Below are 17739 nucleotides of genomic sequence, written 5' to 3'. Positions count from 1 at the left end.
AACGAGCGACATTCGCGCATATCTCCAGCGGAATGCGATTTTCACGAGCAAGCGAACCATCGGTCGGTGGTGCCTTGCGGATTCTGCGGCTGGGCCCGTGTGAAGCGAGAGCATTGCGTAGCAAACGTGTTTTGGATCGCCAACGTCGTGGTTACCCGGTGATCAGCTATCCACCGCAGCCACCGCAGCCGCCGCAGCCACCGCATCCGCCGCACCCGGCGCCGGTCGTGACGCCGTCGCGGGACCTGATGTCCAGCTCCTCGTAGACGGATTCGATCGACGCGCGCAGACCCTTGATTGGCGGGATCGCCTCGTCGGTCAGCGCCCGCAGTCGCTCGACGTGCCGTGCCCGGTCCGCGGTCGGTAGCACGGTCGACATCTCGCCGATCAACCCGAGCGCCACTAGTTGTGGATCCGCCTGCCGGCCGTCGCTGGCACTGCCCAGCGCGGCCACGACGCGGGCGGCCAACTGGGAGACCATGTGCTCATCGGTCAGCCACAGCCGGGTGGCCGGGAACATCCCCAGCTTCCGGTACCGCTCAAGCCGCAACCACCCGTGGCCGGTGAGCTGATGGCACACCAGTGCCGGTGCGTTGTCCTGTTCGGCGGCGATCAGCCATGTCCAGGTCTTCGGCTCGTTGACCTCAACCATCCTGAGTACCTCGCTCAGTACCGGATCGGAGTGACGCGCACCGCTGCAGAGTCGCGCCGTCCCTTCGGCATCGCGCAGATGGCCGGTCAAGTACAGGTCGGTCAGCATGGCCGCGCGCAGCGAGAAGCCCAGGAGCAATTGCTTGTACTGGTCCAGTCGGCGGGCGCGGCGGTCGTGGGCCAGTAGGTAGGTCCGCCCGTGCAGCGTGAGCGGTAGCGTCGCCGGGCCGCCGTGCAGTTCGATCACGCTCATCAGGCACCCCTGCGGTGTTCGGCGACCGTGGGGAAGGGTTCGAGGTACTGGCGTATCGCGATCAGATCCCGGGCCTGCCGATCGAGCAGACGGTCCGGTTCGGATTGTGGCTGCCACTGCCGGACGGGCCGGGTGCTGCCGTGCGCGTCGAGAGCGACGAGAACCACCAGTCCTTCTGCCAGAAGCCGGGTTCCGCTGTCATCGGCGCTCGTGCAACGGACAACGCAGTGCACGCTGCGCGGCCCGGTGTGGATGATCCGCGCGGTGACATCGACGGGCTCATCGACGCCGATCGGTGCGGTGCACCGGATACCTGCCAGGTAGCCGACTTTGACGTCCGAATCTGTCCACCCAGCACCGCACGCATAGGCGACCTCGTCGATCCATCGCAGCACCCGACCCCCGCGGACGGTGCCGTCCGGGTCGACGTCTGCGCGGCCCGTACGAAAGCGCATGGCGGTGCGTGGTGTGTCGCTGTCCGGGAAACGCGCAGCGGCGATCAGGGTCTCGATGCGTGTGCGCGTCCCGGCCCGAACCCTGGCCTGCCGGTGGCGCTGCAGGTCCAGCATCGTCACCGGTGCCCACGCCGGGACGGTGGCCGGGTGGCCCCGACCGTCGAGTGCCACGAAAACCATTGGGCACTGGACGCTTTGAATCGGGGTACCGGCACGGATGGTGACCAGGATGTGCATGCTGGTGCGACCGGTGTAGACCAGATCGGCGTGCAGCGCGACGATCGTTCCGACGACGACGGGGTGATCCAGATGGAAGGTGCCGACGGAGGCGAGGACGCTCACGCCGTCATGCCACCGGGCGGCTGCCCCACGGGCGGCCGACTCGACCCACTCCAGCAGAGTGCCCGCGCCGAGGTGGCCGTCGGCATCCACATGGGTGGGCTGCACACGCCATACGGTGTGAGGTGAATGCGTCATCTGGACCCCCTGGTCGTGGTGTCCAGTTCAGGATGCGAGCGGTGGTGCGGGAGGGGAACAGGCGCCGGCCTCGATGACGCGTTTCCTCGCACGATTCACAGACTTCACCCCGGCGCTACGCCGCGTTTCGGCCGTTCGGATCGACTCGGGGTCAACATGTTCGGCCACTGGTTGCACTTCTGGACCAATGCTGCGCGATCTGGACGCGCGTGGAGTAGCGTCAGCCCTCCCTGGAGTGTTCCGGCGGTCGGGAGTGAGTTCCTTGCCAACGAAAACTGTTGAGGGAGCCGGTGTCGAGCAGCCCCTCGACGCCATTTTCATAGGAGTCGGTCGTGCGTATTGTGGTGGATTTGAATCGGTGCCTCGGATACGCGCAATGCGTGCCCCTGGCACCTGAGGTACTTCAGCTCAGCGGCGAGGAAGCGTTGACCTACGACCCGAATCCCGATGAGTCTCAACGTCAACAGGTCGCGCGGGCGGTGGCTTCCTGCCCGGTGCAGGCGATCATCGCCGAGATGGATCCCCCCTCGGATCGGGTGACGCTGTGAGGTCGCTGATCGACGACCTGGTCCGGACATTCAAAGCCGAGGGCCGGATCGTCATCGTCGGGGCATCGCTGACGGGCTTGCGCGCCGCAGAAGCCCTGCGAGACGAAGGATTCACCGGATCACTGACGATCATCGGTGACGAGGTGCACGAGCCCTACGACCGTCCGCCGCTGTCCAAACAAGTGCTCAAGGGCTGGGTGCCGGCCGGCAACACCAAACTCCCTCGGCTGCGTGCCGTCGACGCCGACTGGCGGCTGGGCGTCGCGGCCACCGGACTGGACCGCGACAACCGGGTGGTGCTGCTGGCCAACGGAGACACGGTGCCCTATGACCGGCTGCTCATCGCCACCGGTGTCCGGTCGCGGGCCTGGTTCAACCCCGAGGAAGCGAAACTCAAAGGTCTGTTCACACTGCGTACCAGCGGCGACGCCGCCGAGTTGCAGCAGGCGCTACAGGCGGGGCCCAAACGGGTGCTGATCGTCGGCGCCGGCTTCATCGGCTCCGAGATCGCCTCGGTGTGCCGGGAACTCGGACTCGAGGTGACGGTCGCGGAACGGTCCAGCGCGCCGCTGGTCGGCCCACTCGGTGGGGTGATCGGAGACATCGCCGCCAAAATGCAACGCGATGCCGGAGTGGACCTACGGACCGGGGTGGCCGTCGAGGCGCTCAAAGGCGACGCGGATGGTCACGTGCGGCAGGCTCAGCTCTCGGATGGCACCCTGCTCGACGTCGACGTGGTGGTGGCGTCGCTGGGATCGATCCGCAATGTCGAATGGTTGGAGGGCGCCGAGCTCGCCAGCGGATTCTGGGGTGTGGCCTGCGATGCGGGGTGTCGGGCGTTCGACATCAACGGGGTGGTGACCGACAACATCTTCGTCGCCGGCGATATCGCACGGGCGCCACACGTGCTCTACGAGTACCAGTTCATGGCCATCGAACATGTGGACGCCGCGGTGCTCGGCGCGAGGACCGCGGCGCACAACATGGTCAACCTCGAGAGGGCCCGCCGCCCGCACCTGCCGTTGCCGCAGTTCTGGTCCGGCCAGTTCGGGGTGAACATCAAGGGCGTCGGCGTGTGCTCGTTCGGTGATGAGATCGTGTTCACCCAGGGTTCGGTCGAGGATCTGCGTTTCGCCGCGGCATTCGGTAAGAACGGCCGCATCGTCGGCGCCATCACCTTCAACCACGGCAAGTGGCTGGAGTACTACGCGCGTCTGATCGAACAATCGGCGCCGTTTCCGCCCCCGCCGCCAGGATATGACGTGCCGTCGAATGCGGAGCCGATGTCGGCCCGATTCCCGGATCCACGTGAGCCGACCGGGATTCCCGATGTCGTGCTCACCGGCCACGACCCGACATCGCGGGGTGCCGAATTCCGCCCCAAAGCCCGCCGCTAGAAATGGGAGCCCAATGACCACCGCTGCTGCCAGCGCCTGGACCGAGGCGATGCGCTACGAGAACCGGCACGATCCCTACCGGTTCTTCGACGAGTTGCGCAAGACCCCGGTCGTCCAGGTGGCGGACAACGTCTACGTCGTCACCGGCTACCGCGAGCTGCTGCAACTCGCGCACGACCCGCATGTCAGTTCCGATATCTCGAAAAGCCCGATCTCGGCACGTCCCGACGTCGGCGCCGAACACATGCAGGCGTACGGACGCGAACCCAGCCTGATCGTGTCCGATCCGGCCAAGCACGACCGGCAACGCCGCCAGGTGATGCGGCACTTTGCACCGCCGCACTCGCCGCACGTGATCCCGAACATGGCCGCAGGCATTCAGGCACTCTGCGATGATTCGCTGAACCGGGTAGAAGCCAAGGGCAGCAGAACATTCGATGTGGTCGACGACTACGCCTATCCGGTGCCGGTCGCGGTGATCTGTCAGATTCTGGGTGTGCCCATCAAAGATGAGCCGACCTTCCACGGCTGGATTTTCGACTTCATGGCCGGCGCCGACATGGGGCCCGATGCTGCGACCGAAGAAGGGCGGGCCCGCAAGCAGAAAGGGCAGGAGAGCACCGCAGCGCTCACGGCCTACATGGCGGACCTGATTCAGGGTTTTCTGAACGAGCCGCAGGACTGCGTGCTATCGAAGCTGGTGAACGACACGGACGGTCCGGATGGGCCGATGACACCGAAGGAAGCTGCCGCCAACGCGATGCTGTTGTTGATCGCCGGGCACGACTCCACGGTGAACACCATCGCGCACTGTGTGCTGCTGCTGTTGCGCAACCCGGAATCCATCGAATTGCTGCGCGCGAAGCCGGAATTGATCCCCAAGGCGATCGAAGAGGTACTGCGACTGCAGTCGGCGGTGCAGTTCTTTCCCAGCCGTAGCGTGACCGCAGATATCGAAGTGGGAGGCACCACGATCCCGGCAGGTTCGGCGGTCCACCTGCTCTACGGCGCGGCCAACCGCGATCCAGAGCGTTTCCCCGATCCGGAGAAGTTCGATATCCAGCGTCCGGACAACCAGCATGTGGGCTGGGGGCGTGGCGTGCACAGTTGCGTCGGTGGTCCGCTCGCACGTCTGGAGGTCAACATCGCCTTGGAGACCTTCCTGCGGCGTGTGGAGAATCCGCGTTTGGTGGTGGACCCACCGCCGTATCGACAGAACCAGATATTCCGCGGTCCACTGCACCTCGAAGTCGAGTTCGACCGAATCACGAACCCATAGCGGTGAAGGCCTTCCAGTTCGTCGAATGGCAACGGCCGGGCCAACTTCGGGAGGTTCCGGTGCCGGAGCCGGGGCCGGGGGAGGTGCTGGTGAAGGTCGGTGGCGCGGGCGCCTGCCATTCCGATCTGCACCTGCTGGAGGCGCCCGCTCAGGCGTTCGCGTTGCCGTTCACCCTCGGCCACGAGAATGCCGGCTGGGTCGAGACGATGGGGCCGGGCGCAACGGGTTTCGCACCCGGAGACGCGGTGATCGTCTACGGCCCCTGGGGCTGCGGCCTGTGTGTGAACTGTCGCCAGGGGCTGGAGAACTACTGTCAGGCTCCCGGAAAGCCCAGCCCCGGAGGGCTCGGCGGCGCCGACGGCGGCATGGCGGAGTACCTGCTGGTTCCCGCTACCCGCTACCTGATTCCGCTCGGCGATCTCGACCCGCGAGACGCGGCGCCGCTGTCGGATGCGGGGCTGACGAGCTATCACGCCATCAAACGCTCCTTGCATCTGCTCGGTCCGGGATCCACCGCGGTGGTGATCGGAGCCGGGGGCCTGGGCCAGATGGCGATCCAGCTGCTCCGCGCGCTGGCCGGTGCGGCAACCGTCGTCGCGGTGGACACCTCCGAGGACAAGCTGAGGATCGCGCGGACACTCGGCGCCGACGAGACGTTGGTCTCCGGCGACGACGCCATCGCGACCATCAAGGACATCACCCGAGGCCTGGGCGCGGAGCTGGTGGTGGACTTCGTCGGTGTCGACGCGACGCTCGGCATGGCTGCGCGCGTCGCACGCGTGCTGGGCCACCTGACCATCGTCGGGGTCGGTTCGGCGGCGCTGCCGGTCAACTTCCACAGCCCGCCCCACGAATGCTCGGTCGCTGCACCGTTCTGGGGATCGATCCCCGAACTGATCGACGTCATCGCCCTGGCGCAGAGCGGAAAGATCAGCATGCTGGTCGAACATTTCGCACTGGATGAGGCGGCGCGTGCCTATGACCTGCTCCACCACGGGCAGATCAAAGGCCGCGCGGTCATCACGCCGAATGACTGAGCCTGCACCAATCACGCATGCCAATCCGGTAGCGCCCGCACGGGTCGGGGATCGAGCGTACGTTTGGCGGCACAGGCTGTACGACGCGATCCGGGTCTGACCGCACGCCCGGGCCGGAAGGGTGTGCCCAGGTGTCCCATTAACGTCTGGTCCGCGCTACGGCGCAGGTCCGGAGGTGAGCTGTCGCCGATGTGCCGGTGCGGACACAGCGCGATGTGTCACTGGGATGACACGGACGGCTGTCGCCTCGTCGATGGCATCACCGACGACGTGTGCGAGTGCAGCCGGTTTTCACCCACCGCGTCCTGATGGTGCCCTCGGTGAGATTCGAACTCACACTGCACGGGTTTTGAATCCGTTTCCTCTGCCAGTTGGGATACGAGGGCGCGAGCTACCACCTTAATGGATGCGCACAGTCATCCTTCCCGGCAGGCACTGTTAACCCCAAGCTCGCCCCGGGACCACAAAGGCGCGACAATGTGCGTCATGACCGACGCTCCCGCACCCCGCCGCGTGCTCATCGCCGAAGATGAGGCGCTCATCCGTATGGACCTGGCCGAGATGCTGGGTGAGGAAGGCTATGAGGTCGTCGGGCAGGCCGGAGACGGCCAGGAGGCGGTCGATCTCGCCGAGAGCCTGAAGCCGGATCTGGTGATCATGGACGTCAAGATGCCGCGCCGTGACGGCATCGACGCGGCATCCGAGATCGCGACCAAGCGCATCGCGCCGATCGTCATTCTCACCGCCTTCAGCCAGCGCGAACTGGTCGAGCGGGCCCGCGACGCGGGCGCAATGGCCTACCTGGTCAAGCCGTTCTCCATCACCGACCTGATCCCGGCCATCGAGGTCGCGGTCAGCCGGTTCGGTGAGATCGCCGCCCTGGAGGACGAGGTGGCGAACCTGTCGGATCGCCTGGAGACGCGCAAGCTGGTCGAGCGGGCGAAAGGTTTGCTGCAGGCGAACCAGGGGATGACCGAGCCGGAGGCGTTCAAGTGGATCCAGCGGGCGGCGATGGACCGTCGCACCACGATGAAGCGGGTCGCCGAAGTGGTGCTCGAGACCCTCGACGCGCCGACCGAGGATGCCTCCGGCGCCGAGAAATGACCCTCCTGACCGACCCTGCCGGTTAAGACTGCGTTTCCGGTTCCTTCGTTTGACCGGCTAACCGGGCTGATCTGCGCAACGCGTCGTCCAACATCACGCGACGGGGCGACGGAATGGTTATGGTTTTCGGCGAAGCATCCCCGCCCCGGTCGTCCCGACCGGAACGAAGGTGCCGACCTGAACATGGAACCGGAGGTGAGACGTGCGCGGTCACGTGGCACGCAAGGCATTTGCTCTCGGAAGCGCGGGCCTGATGGCCCTGGCTATTGCCGGCTGCAATCAGAGCACGCCCGAAGAAGAGGCGTCCCAGACGAACCTCAAGATCGTGGAGAAGGTGCAGATCGACGAGAACGGCGCCGAGGTCAAGGCCGCCGAAGGCGCTGCACCCGCCAATCCCGCCGGTGACGGCAAGGCGACCTGCCCGCCGGTGTCCATCGCGATGGCCGGTGCCCTCAACGGACCCGACGCCGCGCTCGGCATCAACATCAAGAACGGTGTGCAGCTGGCCATCGACCAGCACAATGCCGCTAACCCGGGCTGCCAGGTGCAGCTCAAGCCGTTCGACACCGAGGGTGATCCGCAGAAGGCGTCCAACATCGCCCCGCGGATCGTCGAGGACCAGTACACGATCGGTCTGGTCGGTCCCGCCTTCTCCGGCGAGACCAAGGCCACCGGTGGCGTCTTCGATCAGGCCGGCCTGGTGTCCACCACCGCGTCGGCGACCAACGTGACGCTGTCGGAGAACGGCTGGAAGACCTTCTTCCGCGGGCTGGCCAACGACGGTGTGCAGGGTCCGTCGGTCGCCAACTACCTGAAGAACACGTTGGGGCACAAGAAGATCTGCGTCGTCGACGACAGCACCGACTACGGTCTGGGCCTGTCGACCGCGGTGCGCGACACGCTGGGCCCGGTCGCGGATCCGGCGTGCAACATCTCGGTGAAGAAGGGCGACAAGGACTTCTCCGCCGCGGTCACCCAGATCAACAGCGCCGCTCCGGAGTCGGTCTTCTTCGGCGGCTACTACGCCGAGGCCGCCCCGCTGGTGCAGCAGCTCAAGGACGGTGGCTTCGAAGGCACCTTCGTCAGCGCCGACGGCAGCAAGGACAACGAGTTCGTCAAACAGGCCGGGGAATCGTCCGCGGGCGCACTGCTGGCCTGCCCGTGCGGCCCGGCGACGGGCACCTTCGCCGAGGAGTACACGGCGAAGTTCAACACCGAACCCGGCACCTACAGCACCGAGGGCTATGACCTGGGCACCATCCTGCTCAAGGGCATCGACTCCGGCGCGATCACCCGTCCGGCGCTGCTGGACTTCGTCCGCAACTACAAGGGCCAGGGTGTGGCTCGCGAATACCAGTGGACTCCCGAGGGTGAGCTCACCTCGACCCTCATCTGGATCTACGAGGTCAAGTAACCACTGAAGCGAAAGCGCGTCCGGGAGCGCATGCCTCGGACGCGCTTTCGTCTTCACACCCCCCGCACCGCGTACGTCCAGCACACGCTGAGGAGCTCACCACCGGATGAACTTGGCCGCCAACATCAACTTCAATGTCGGAGCGTTGTTCGACAGCTTCTGGCAGTTGACGATCGACGGCCTGTCGTGGGGCGCGATCTACGCCCTGGTCGCCGTCGGTTACACCCTTGTCTTCGGCGTGCTGCGGTTGATCAACTTCGCGCACTCCGAGATCTTCATGCTCGGCATGTTCGGCGCCTACTTCGCGCTCGACATCCTGCTGGGCTTCACCCCGAGCGGAAACGCCTACAACAAGGGCGTGGCGCTGACCATTCTGTATCTCGGTGTCGCCATGCTGTTCGCGATGCTCGTCTCCGGGGGCGCCGCGGTGGGCCTGGAGTTCATCGCCTACCGGCCGCTGCGTAAGCGCAACGCCAAGGCGCTGACCTTCCTGATCACCGCCATCGGCATGTCGTTCGTGCTGCAGCAGTTCGTGCTGTTCATCCTGCCCAAACTGATACCCGGCTACGGCGGTCCGAATGCGCAGCAGCCGGTCGTGCTGGTGCAGCCGAAGACCCAGTTCGAACTGTTCGGTGTCGCCATCTCCAACACCACGATCGTGATCATCGGGTCAGCGCTGGTGCTGGCCCTGCTCACCGACGTGGCGCTCAACCGCACCAAACTCGGCCGTGGCGTCCGCGCCGTCGCCCAGGACGCGAACACCGCCACGCTGATGGGGGTTTCGCGGGAGCGCGTCATCATGACGACGTTCCTCATCGGCGGCCTGCTCGCCGGCGCCGCGGCTCTGCTCTACACGCTGAAGGTGCCGCAGGGCATCATCTACTCCGGCGGATTCCTGTTGGGGATCAAGGCCTTCTCGGCTGCGGTGCTCGGCGGTATCGGCAACCTGCGTGGTGCGCTGCTCGGTGGCCTGTTGCTCGGCGTCATGGAGAACTACGGTCAGGCGGTCTTCGGTACCCAATGGCGTGACGTCGTCGCGTTCGTCCTGCTGGTCCTGGTGCTGTTGATCAGACCGACCGGCATTTTGGGCGAAAGCCTCGGGAAGGCGCGAGTATGAGTACTTCCACAACCGGCCCGAGCACCCGCTGGGCGAAGATCATGGACTGGTGGGACGGCCTCACCCGAGCCCAGAAATGGGTGTTCGGCATCGTGCTGTTCGCCGGGATCGCGCTGTCACCGCTGTTCACGCCGGCGTTCCTGGACACCCCGGGAATCAGCTTCGGCGGCACCATGGCCCAGTTCGCGATGGTGGCCATCATCGCGATCGGACTCAATGTGGTTGTCGGGCAAGCCGGTCTGCTCGACTTGGGCTATGTCGGCTTCTACGCCGTCGGCGCCTACACGGTGGCGTTGCTGACCAGCCCGGAAAGCCCGTGGAATCAGATGGGCGCATCGGGGTTCTTCAGCACCCCGTGGGCATGGCTGTCCTGTGTGCCGATCGCGATGGCGGTGACCGCACTGAGCGGGCTGATCCTGGGTACCCCGACGCTGCGCCTGCGCGGGGACTATCTGGCCATCGTCACACTGGGCTTCGGCGAGATCATCCGGCTGCTGGCCGACAACCTGGCCGACGTCACCAACGGCCCGCGCGGGCTCAATGAGGTTGCCTTCCCGCACTTCCTGGAGAGCGAGCAGCACCCCGAGGGTGTGTTCTCGGTGTCCAACTCCGGCGGTGACGCCAACTACGGCACCTGGTGGTTCTGGCTGGGTCTCGTCCTGATCATCGGCATCCTGCTGCTGGTGGGAAACCTGGAGCGTAGCCGGGTGGGGCGCGCCTGGATCGCGGTCCGTGAGGACGAGGACGCCGCAGAAGTGATGGGCGTCAACGCGTTCAAGTTCAAGCTGTGGGCGTTCACCATCGGCGCTGCCATCGGGGGTCTGTCCGGCGCACTGTATGCCGGCCAGGTGCAGTACGTCGCGCCGCCGACGTTCAACATCATCAACTCGATGCTGTTCCTGTGCGCGGTGGTGCTCGGCGGTCAGGGCAACAAGCTCGGCGTGATCCTCGGCGCGTTCATCATCGTGTACCTGCCCAACCGGCTGCTCGGCGTGCACTTCGCCGGTATCGACATGGGCAATTTGAAGTACCTGTTCTTCGGGCTCGCCTTGGTGGTGCTGATGATCTTCCGGCCGCAGGGCCTGTTCCCGGCCCGTCAGCATCTGCTCACCTACGCCAAGGCCGCACGAGATCTGTTGCGCAGCAAGCCGGTGGACACGGAGCCGGTGAAATGACCGACGCCGAGAGCTTCGAGAACGTCGCGGAGATCGCCAGTGTGCACCGCGAGATCAAGGTCGATGAGGGCGAAGTCCTGCTGCAGACCAACGATCTGACCGTGCAGTTCGGCGGTCTGACGGCTCTGGATGCGGTGACGTTCAACATCAAGCGCGGGGAGATCCTCGGGCTGATCGGCCCCAACGGGGCGGGCAAGACCACCTGCTTCAACGCGATCACCGGCGTGTACCGGCCCAGTTCGGGCTCCGTCACGTTCGACGGATCAACGATCGGGCGCATCAAGAGACACCAGATCACCCGGCTGGGCATCGCGCGGACCTTCCAGAACATCCGGCTGTTCGGTGAGATGACAGCCCTGGAGAACGTCATGGTCGGCACCGACGCGCGGCACCACACCTCGGTGCCGGGCGCATTGTTCCGGTCGCCGCGGCACCGCCGTGAAGAGAGGTCGGCCATCGAGAGGTCGGCTGCGCTACTGCATTTCGTGGGTATCGCGCACCGGGGCGAGGAGAAGGCCAAGAACTTGCCCTACGGTGACCAGCGCCGCCTGGAGATCGCACGGGCGCTGGCCACCGAGCCCAAGCTGCTGTGCCTGGACGAACCCGCGGCCGGGTTCAACCCGAGCGAGAAGTCGGCCCTGATCGATCTGATCCGCAAGATCCGTGATGACGGCTACACCGTGCTGCTCATCGAACACGACATGCGGCTGGTGATGGGGGTGACCGACCGGATCGTGGTGCTGGAGTTCGGCCGCAAGATCGCCGACGGTCTGCCGGCCGAAATCCGCGAGGACCCCAAGGTCATCGCCGCTTACCTGGGGGTCCCCGATGACGAACTCGCCTGAGGCCGATACCCGTCCGGTGCTGCTGGAGGTGCGTGACATCGTGGTGCACTACGGCAGGATCCGTGCCCTGCACGGTGTGTCGCTGGTGGTGCACGAAGGTGAACTGGTCACACTGCTCGGGTCCAACGGCGCCGGCAAGACCACCATGATGCGGGCCATCTCCGGACTGCTCCCGCTCACATCGGGCTCGGTGTGGTTCGACGGCAAGGACATCGGCAAGGTCAAGGCTCACCGGCGGGTAACCGACGGGCTGATCCAGGCTCCCGAGGGACGCGGCGTCTTTCCCGGTATGACCATCATCGAGAATCTCGAAATGGGTTGCTACGGGCGGAAGTTCCCGACCAAGGCCGAGCACGACGAGAAACTCGACTGGGTGCTGACGACCTTCCCGCGGCTGGCCGAGCGACGCAACCAGGTCGGTGGCACCTTGTCCGGCGGCGAACAGCAGATGCTGGCGATCGGCCGGGCGCTGATGGCGCGGCCGAAGGTGCTGCTGCTCGACGAACCTTCGATGGGCTTGGCGCCCATGGTGATCTCGCAGATCTTCCGCATCATCTCGGAGATCAACAGCCAGGGCACCACGGTGCTGCTGGTGGAACAGAATGCGCAGCAGGCCCTCAGCCGATCGGACCGGGCATACATCCTGGAGACCGGCGAGGTGACCCGCACCGGGGTGGCCGGTGAACTGTTGAAGGACGACAGCATCCGGGCCGCCTACCTCGGCGTGGCTTAGCCGCCTGCCACCACATTCGACGGCACCTCACCGGCGGCGTAGCTGTCGATCTGACGGGCCGCGACCGCCCAGGCGCGTTCCTCGGACCCCGTTGTGCTGCCCGCGACATGCGGGGTGAGCAACAGCCCGGGCGCCGACCACAGCGGGTGACCGGCGGGCAGTGGTTCGGGATCGGTGACATCGAGGGCCGCCCGCAGCCGGCCGCTCTCCAGTTCCTGCACCAGGGCATCGGTGTCCACCGCGCCGCCGCGGCCGGCGTTGACCACCACCGCGCCGTCGGGTAGTTGGGCCAGGAAATCGGCGTCGATGATGCGATACGTGGACTGCGTGGCGGGCAGCACCGACACCACCGCATCGGCGATGGGAAGCAGCCCGGGCAGATCCGCGATCGTCTGCACACCCGGTCGTGCCAGTCGCCCGATCAGCGTCACCTCGGTCTCGAACGGCGTCAGCCGGGCCGCCAGGTTCTCGCCCAGGTCACCGGCGCCCAGCACCACGACGCGCTTCCCGATCAACGTGTCGGTGAACTCCGGCCGCCACACCCCGGCGCGCTGGTCCGCGCCGTAGCGCGCGAAATCCCGGTAGATCGCCAGCAGCGCGCCGACCACCCACTCGGCCGTCGAACCACCGTGCGCCCCACGCCCGTTGGACAGCACCACGCCGTCGGGCAGCAGCGGCAGCCACTGCTCGTACCCGGCGTTGAGCGTCTGCACCAACCGCAGCCGGGGCAGTTCGGTGAACCGGGCGCCCACCGCGGCGGCGCCCTCATGGCCGACGACCACCACGATGGCATCGGTATGGCCGGACGGCCACGGATCGCCGGGCACGTAGCGAATGGCCTCGACGCCGGGTGACGCGCTCAGCGCCTTGACCCCGAGGTCGTCGGGAACGAGTACTTTGAGCGGCTGCGCGCTCATGCGGCCTTCCTTTCCAGCCGCCGGACCCGGGGGATGACGTGTTCGGCGAACCGGCGCATCTCCGGCTCGAACGGCTGGAACTGCAGCATGAACAGATCGATACCGAGGCGGCTGAACGCCACGATACGTTCCGCGACCGTGTCGTAGCTGCCGACCAGTCCTGCCGCGGTGCCGCCGTTGGTCCCGACGTGCGGATTCCTGGCGAACGTCTTGAACATCTGCGCGTGCGGGTCGGCAGGGGACAGCACCGAGTGGGTTTCGGCGGTGTCGCGGCCGGCGAGATCGAACGCGTAGGCCAGCTCATCGCGCGCCGCACCGTCGCTGTCGCGGGCGATGACGAAGGCCGCCAAGCCGTACCGGGCCGGCGACCCGGTCCTGGGCCGACGCGCCACATCGGCGATCAGCCCTCGGACATCGTCGCGGGGTTGCCCGTTGATGAACCACACGTCGGCGAAGTCGGCGGCCAGCGCCCGTGCCGGTGCGGACTCACCGCCGACGTAGATCGCGGGGCGGGTGCGGTGCCTGCCGGCGGGCCGCAGCTGATAGTCGTCCACGTCGAAATACCTGCCGTGAAACGTGGTTCGCTCACCGCGGATCAGCGAGTCCACCACGGCCAGCCATTCACGGCCGTAGGCGTAGCGCTCGTCGTGCTCCAGGAACGGCAGTCCGGCACGGGCGATCTCCGGCTGGAACCAGGCGTTGACGACGTTCACACCGAAGCGCCCGCCGCTGATCTCCTCGATCTGCAGGGCCTGCTTGGCCAGGACCACCGGGTGGTACAGCGCCGGCTTGATGGCCGTGATGATCTCGATGTTCTCGGTCACCGCGGCCAGTGCCGCACTGGCGGTCCAGGCTTCGAGTTGGTCGTAGTGATCACCGGACGGGTTGACCTCGTGCTGGGCGATCAGCGTGGCGTCGAAACCCAGCCGGTCGGCTTCGACGATCTGCGCGCGGTTGCGCGCCCACGACGCATCGACCGGCTCCTGTGGATGCTGTTTGGCGCCCCAGGTGCCGTACACCAGGGCCCAGACGCCGAATCGGGCTGCGGGAGTGGTCACCCGCACGACCCTAAACGCAACCGGTATCGGTGAAAGCGGTTGCGGTCAGGCTGATTCTGGTGAACCGCCGGTCAGCGAGGGTTCTTCTCACCGGCGGTCACCGCGATCGGCAGCCGGTTCTCGGCCGGGGCCACTGGGCAGGTGGCGTAGTCGGTGAACGCGCACGGCAGGTTCGCGGACCGGTTGAAGTCGAGGTGCACCGCGCCGTCGGGTCCCGGGGCGGGTACCGCCACGGAACGGACGCCCGGGTAGGTCGTCACGCCGCTGGTGGCGTCGGTGAACAGCGCTGTCAGCGCGCCGCCGGGCTTGCCGAAGACGACCAGCTGTTGTGTCACACCGTCGATCTCGAAGGCGACGACACCGACGGCGGTGTGGTGGTGCTGCAGACCGTCCACGACGGCGCCGGTGGTGACGGCCTTGTGCTGCGGGTAGGCCGTGAACGTTCCGGGCACCACCCACTGCTCACTCGGTGGATACGCCGGGATGCCCCGGTAGCTCGCCAGGTGCGGCGACTTCGGATCGTGCACCCGCAACGCCACCGACCCGGTCCGCCGGATCACCTCGATGCGCCGCGGCCCGTCCTCGACGAGCAGTCCCGGCGCACCCTCCACCGGTTCCAGCCGTTCCGTGCCCGGCACCCCTTCGATGTAGACGGCCTCGGGGTCCGCGCGCCAGCGGCCGGGCAGATCGGCAACGGCCTCGAATTCATCTGTCAGCCAGTGCAAACCGGTCAGGCTGACCCAGCCGAGCGGGTCGGCGAAGTAGCTTTCCCGCTCCTGGTGCCACTGCTGCCAAGCGGCCTCGAACGTCACGGTGTCAATAGCGGGCATGGTCGAACTCCCTCGGTTCCGGTCGGTGTCGTGCGCAACGACACCGTGCCTCCGTTCATTCCCGGGTCCGTCCAGTTGACCACCGGGTGTGGGCAGGGTGCGCACCACCTGCGGCGGTTACGCAGGCAGAAAGTGGGAAGCTGCAGCGGGTTTGGCGTTTATCTCGACGTGAATTTATCCGCCGCGGCGATCTGACGGGGGATTCGTCCGGGCCCGCCCACCGGCGCTTCCGATCCCTGCGTGGAGCGCCGTAACCTCGGGCAGATGACGAAATGGGCTACCTGGCACCAGGAGTACGACGACCCCGAATCCGATATCTCCCGCAGGTTGCGTCATGTTCAGCGCCGCCTCGCCGACGGTCTGGACAATGCGCCGGCCGGTCCGATTCGGCTGATCAGCCTCTGCGCGGGCGAGGGACGCGACGTGATCGGGGTGCTCCCGACGCATCCCCGCCGCGACGACGTGACCGCGCGACTGGTCGAACTCGACCCGGGTATCGCGGCCACGGCGCGGGCCGCCGCCGAGCACGCCGGGCTGACCGGGGTAGAGGTGGTCACCGGCGACGCCGCAGCGGTCTCCGTCTACGCCGGGCTGGCGCCGGCCGACATCGTGCTGGCCTGCGGCATATTCGGCAACGTCGTCGACGAGTACATCCAGCGCACGATCATCGGGCTGCGGCAGCTCGCCAAGCCGGGCGCGACCGTGCTGTGGACCCGCTCGCGCCGGGAACCCGACCTGACACCGACCATCCGCACCTTGTTCACCGAGGCCGGGTTCAGCGAAATCGGTTTCGACTACGAAGACGGCACGGACTTCAGCGTCGGGTCCCAGCGGTTCGACGGCGAGACAGCACCTTTCGAGCCGGACACCCGGCTGTTCGAGTTCCGAAAGCGCATCGACGCCTGACGCGGCTATCTGGCGACGATGACCGAGGATCCGTGGCCGAAGAGTCCTTGGTTGGCGGTGACGCCGACGGTGGCGTTTTCGACTTGGCGGCCGGTGGCTTGGCCTTTGAGCTGCCAACTGAGTTCGCAGACTTGGGCGATGGCTTGGGCGGGGATGGCTTCGCCGAAGGAGGCCAGCCCGCCSGAGGCGTTGACCGGGATGCGGCCCCCGAGGGTGGTGGCTCCGGAGCGCAGCAGTTGTTCGGCTTCGCCTTTGGCGCACAGSCCGAGGTGTTCATACCAGTCGAGTTCCAGGGCGGTGGACAGGTCRTAGACCTCGGCCAGGGAGAGGTCTTCGGGTCCGATGCCGGCTTCGGCGTAGGCGGCATCGAGGATCTGGTCTTTGAAGACGCGTTCGGGGCCGGGGACCACGGCGGTGGAGTCGGTGGCGATRTCGGGYARYTCGGGGAGGTGCTGGGGGTAYTGGGGGSWTTGCAGGCTGACTGCGCGTACCGAGGGGACACCGGCGAGGCTGCCGAGGTGTTTTTCGGTGAAGGATTTGGAGGCCACGATGAGTGCGGCGGCGCCRTCGCTGGTGGCGCAGATGTCGAGCAGGCGCAGSGGGTCGGAGACTACGGGGGAGGCCCGCACGTCTTCGACGGTGGCTTCTTTGCGGTAGCGGGCGTTGGGGTTGTTSAGGCCGTGGCGGGCGTTTTTGACTTTGACCTGGGCGAAGTCGTCCACGGTGGCGCCGTAGAGGTCCATGCGCCGGCGTGCCAGYAGGGCGAAGTAGACGGTGTTGGTGGCGCCGATGAGGTGGAAGCGTTGCCAGTCGGGGTCGTTTTTGCGTTCTCCGCCGACGGGGGCGAAGAAGCCTTTGGGGGTGGTGTCGGCGCCGATGACCAGGGCGACGTCGCAGAAGCCGGCCAGGATCTGGGCGCGTGCKSWTTGCAGGGCTTGGGAGCCGGAGGCGCAGGCGGCGTAGCTGGAGGTGACCGGGACGCCGTTCCAGCCGAGTTTTTGGGCGAAGGTGGCGCCGGCGACGAAGCCGGGGTAGCCGTTGCGGATGGTGTCCGCGCCGGCCACGAGTTGYACYTGGCGCCAGTGCAGTCCGGCTTCGGCCAGGGCGGCGCGKGCGGCCACGACGCCGTATTCGGTGAAGTCGCGTCCCCATTTGCCCCAGGGATGCATGCCGGCGCCGAGGATGTAGACGGGCTCACTCATTGGGCGATCCTCCAGGCGTGGGTGGTGCGGATGACGCCCGCGTCGTCGGTGTAGAGGACCATGGTGGTCAGTTCCATGGGCATGCCGACCTTGAGGTCGGCGGCCAGGGTGCCTTCGACGACCTTGCCGAGCACGATGAGGCCTTCTTCTTCGAGTTCGACCGCGGCGACGGCGAACGGTTCGAAGGGGTCCGGGGAGGGATACGGCGGGGGTGGTGCGTAGCGGTTTTCGGTGTAGCTCCACACCGTGCCGCGCCGCGACAGCGGGACCAACGCCAGGGTGTCGCTGTCACAGGCCGGGTTGGGGCAGTTGTTCTCCCGCGGCGGGAACACATAGGTCGC

18 protein-coding genes and 1 tRNA gene are annotated in these 17739 nt (G+C 66.6%); 11 read left to right on the top strand and 8 right to left on the bottom strand.

From position 1 onward, the window contains the following. Window positions 1-166 precede the first annotated feature (166 nt). Window positions 167-904, bottom strand: coding sequence for a GOLPH3/VPS74 family protein (locus AC1DTF_RS07640; RefSeq protein WP_477473636.1), 738 nt, complete (start codon window positions 902-904; stop codon window positions 167-169). Next, window positions 904-1806, bottom strand: a complete 903-nt coding sequence (locus tag AC1DTF_RS07635) for an acyl-CoA thioesterase (protein ID WP_477473635.1) — start codon at window positions 1804-1806, stop codon at window positions 904-906. Before AC1DTF_RS07635 ends, AC1DTF_RS07640 begins: the two co-directional genes overlap by 1 nt. Before the next feature lie 362 nt (window positions 1807-2168). On the opposite strand from AC1DTF_RS07635, the gene AC1DTF_RS07630 reads away from it, so the two are divergent. Genes AC1DTF_RS07630 through AC1DTF_RS07615 form a run of 4 tightly spaced genes read left to right on the top strand, consistent with a single transcriptional unit; the run spans window position 2169 to window position 6097 of the window. After that, window positions 2169-2384, top strand: coding sequence for a ferredoxin (locus tag AC1DTF_RS07630; protein ID WP_168144509.1), 216 nt, complete (start codon window positions 2169-2171; stop codon window positions 2382-2384). Continuing rightward, a complete protein-coding gene (locus AC1DTF_RS07625) occupies window positions 2381-3781 on the top strand; it encodes an NAD(P)/FAD-dependent oxidoreductase (RefSeq protein WP_477473634.1) in 1401 nt (466 codons plus the stop codon). Before AC1DTF_RS07630 ends, AC1DTF_RS07625 begins: the two co-directional genes overlap by 4 nt. A 13-nt stretch (window positions 3782-3794) precedes the next feature. Further along, window positions 3795-5060: a cytochrome P450 gene (locus tag AC1DTF_RS07620; RefSeq protein WP_477473633.1), complete on the top strand. Its 1266-nt coding sequence runs from the start codon at window positions 3795-3797 to the stop codon at window positions 5058-5060. Window positions 5061-5062: 2 nt separating this feature from the next. Further along, window positions 5063-6097: an NAD(P)-dependent alcohol dehydrogenase gene (locus tag AC1DTF_RS07615; RefSeq protein ID WP_477473632.1), complete on the top strand. Its 1035-nt coding sequence runs from the start codon at window positions 5063-5065 to the stop codon at window positions 6095-6097. A gap of 309 nt (window positions 6098-6406) precedes the next feature. On the opposite strand, the gene AC1DTF_RS07610 is transcribed toward AC1DTF_RS07615, so the two are convergent. Then, window positions 6407-6483: transfer RNA gene (locus tag AC1DTF_RS07610), tRNA-Leu, on the bottom strand. A gap of 91 nt (window positions 6484-6574) precedes the next feature. Between AC1DTF_RS07610 and AC1DTF_RS07605 the strand changes: the two genes are divergently transcribed. From AC1DTF_RS07605 to AC1DTF_RS07580, 6 genes are all read left to right on the top strand, one after another. Beyond that, complete coding sequence (locus AC1DTF_RS07605) at window positions 6575-7201, top strand: ANTAR domain-containing response regulator (protein ID WP_057166580.1); 627 nt, start codon at window positions 6575-6577, stop codon at window positions 7199-7201. A 202-nt stretch (window positions 7202-7403) separates the two neighbouring features. Then, window positions 7404-8615, top strand: coding sequence for a branched-chain amino acid ABC transporter substrate-binding protein (locus AC1DTF_RS07600; RefSeq protein WP_057166579.1), 1212 nt, complete (start codon window positions 7404-7406; stop codon window positions 8613-8615). Window positions 8616-8721: 106 nt separating this feature from the next. Next, window positions 8722-9732 carry a branched-chain amino acid ABC transporter permease gene (locus AC1DTF_RS07595; RefSeq protein ID WP_057166578.1) on the top strand — a complete coding sequence of 337 codons (1011 nt, stop codon included), beginning with the start codon at window positions 8722-8724 and terminating at the stop codon, window positions 9730-9732. After that, a complete protein-coding gene (locus AC1DTF_RS07590) occupies window positions 9729-10907 on the top strand; it encodes a branched-chain amino acid ABC transporter permease (RefSeq protein WP_057166577.1) in 1179 nt (392 codons plus the stop codon). The genes AC1DTF_RS07595 and AC1DTF_RS07590 overlap by 4 nt, the downstream gene beginning before the upstream one ends. Next, window positions 10904-11752 (top strand): ABC transporter ATP-binding protein, encoded by an 849-nt coding sequence (locus AC1DTF_RS07585; protein WP_057166576.1) that lies wholly within the window; start codon window positions 10904-10906, stop codon window positions 11750-11752. The genes AC1DTF_RS07590 and AC1DTF_RS07585 overlap by 4 nt, the downstream gene beginning before the upstream one ends. Beyond that, window positions 11736-12485, top strand: coding sequence for an ABC transporter ATP-binding protein (locus AC1DTF_RS07580; protein WP_057166575.1), 750 nt, complete (start codon window positions 11736-11738; stop codon window positions 12483-12485). Before AC1DTF_RS07585 ends, AC1DTF_RS07580 begins: the two co-directional genes overlap by 17 nt. Here the strand turns inward: AC1DTF_RS07580 and AC1DTF_RS07575 are convergent. The 3 genes from AC1DTF_RS07575 to AC1DTF_RS07565 form a co-directional block, all read right to left on the bottom strand. Then, window positions 12482-13402, bottom strand: a complete 921-nt coding sequence (locus AC1DTF_RS07575) for a 2-hydroxyacid dehydrogenase (RefSeq protein WP_477473631.1) — start codon at window positions 13400-13402, stop codon at window positions 12482-12484. The two genes, AC1DTF_RS07580 and AC1DTF_RS07575, sit on opposite strands and share 4 nt — an antisense overlap. Then, window positions 13399-14460, bottom strand: coding sequence for an LLM class flavin-dependent oxidoreductase (locus AC1DTF_RS07570; RefSeq protein WP_477473630.1), 1062 nt, complete (start codon window positions 14458-14460; stop codon window positions 13399-13401). The genes AC1DTF_RS07575 and AC1DTF_RS07570 overlap by 4 nt, the downstream gene beginning before the upstream one ends. 71 nt (window positions 14461-14531) lie before the next feature. After that, window positions 14532-15290, bottom strand: coding sequence for a DUF1684 domain-containing protein (locus AC1DTF_RS07565; RefSeq protein ID WP_477473629.1), 759 nt, complete (start codon window positions 15288-15290; stop codon window positions 14532-14534). A gap of 264 nt (window positions 15291-15554) precedes the next feature. On the opposite strand from AC1DTF_RS07565, the gene AC1DTF_RS07560 reads away from it, so the two are divergent. Continuing rightward, a complete protein-coding gene (locus tag AC1DTF_RS07560) occupies window positions 15555-16196 on the top strand; it encodes a class I SAM-dependent methyltransferase (protein WP_477473628.1) in 642 nt (213 codons plus the stop codon). 5 nt (window positions 16197-16201) lie between these two features. Here the strand turns inward: AC1DTF_RS07560 and AC1DTF_RS07555 are convergent, their stop codons facing one another. Beyond that, the gene (locus AC1DTF_RS07555; protein ID WP_477473627.1) at window positions 16202-17398 is read right to left on the bottom strand and encodes a lipid-transfer protein; all 1197 of its coding nucleotides are present in this window, start codon (window positions 17396-17398) and stop codon (window positions 16202-16204) included. Further along, window positions 17395-17739 (bottom strand): Zn-ribbon domain-containing OB-fold protein (locus AC1DTF_RS07550; RefSeq protein ID WP_477473626.1); only part of this gene is annotated, 345 nt, incomplete at its 5' end. The genes AC1DTF_RS07555 and AC1DTF_RS07550, both read right to left, overlap by 4 nt.

It is taken from the genome of Mycobacterium sp. P4_H6, from assembly GCF_056400845.1.
The sequence above is the reverse complement of the archived record's forward strand: the minus strand, read 5'-3'. Positions and strand labels throughout refer to the sequence as shown.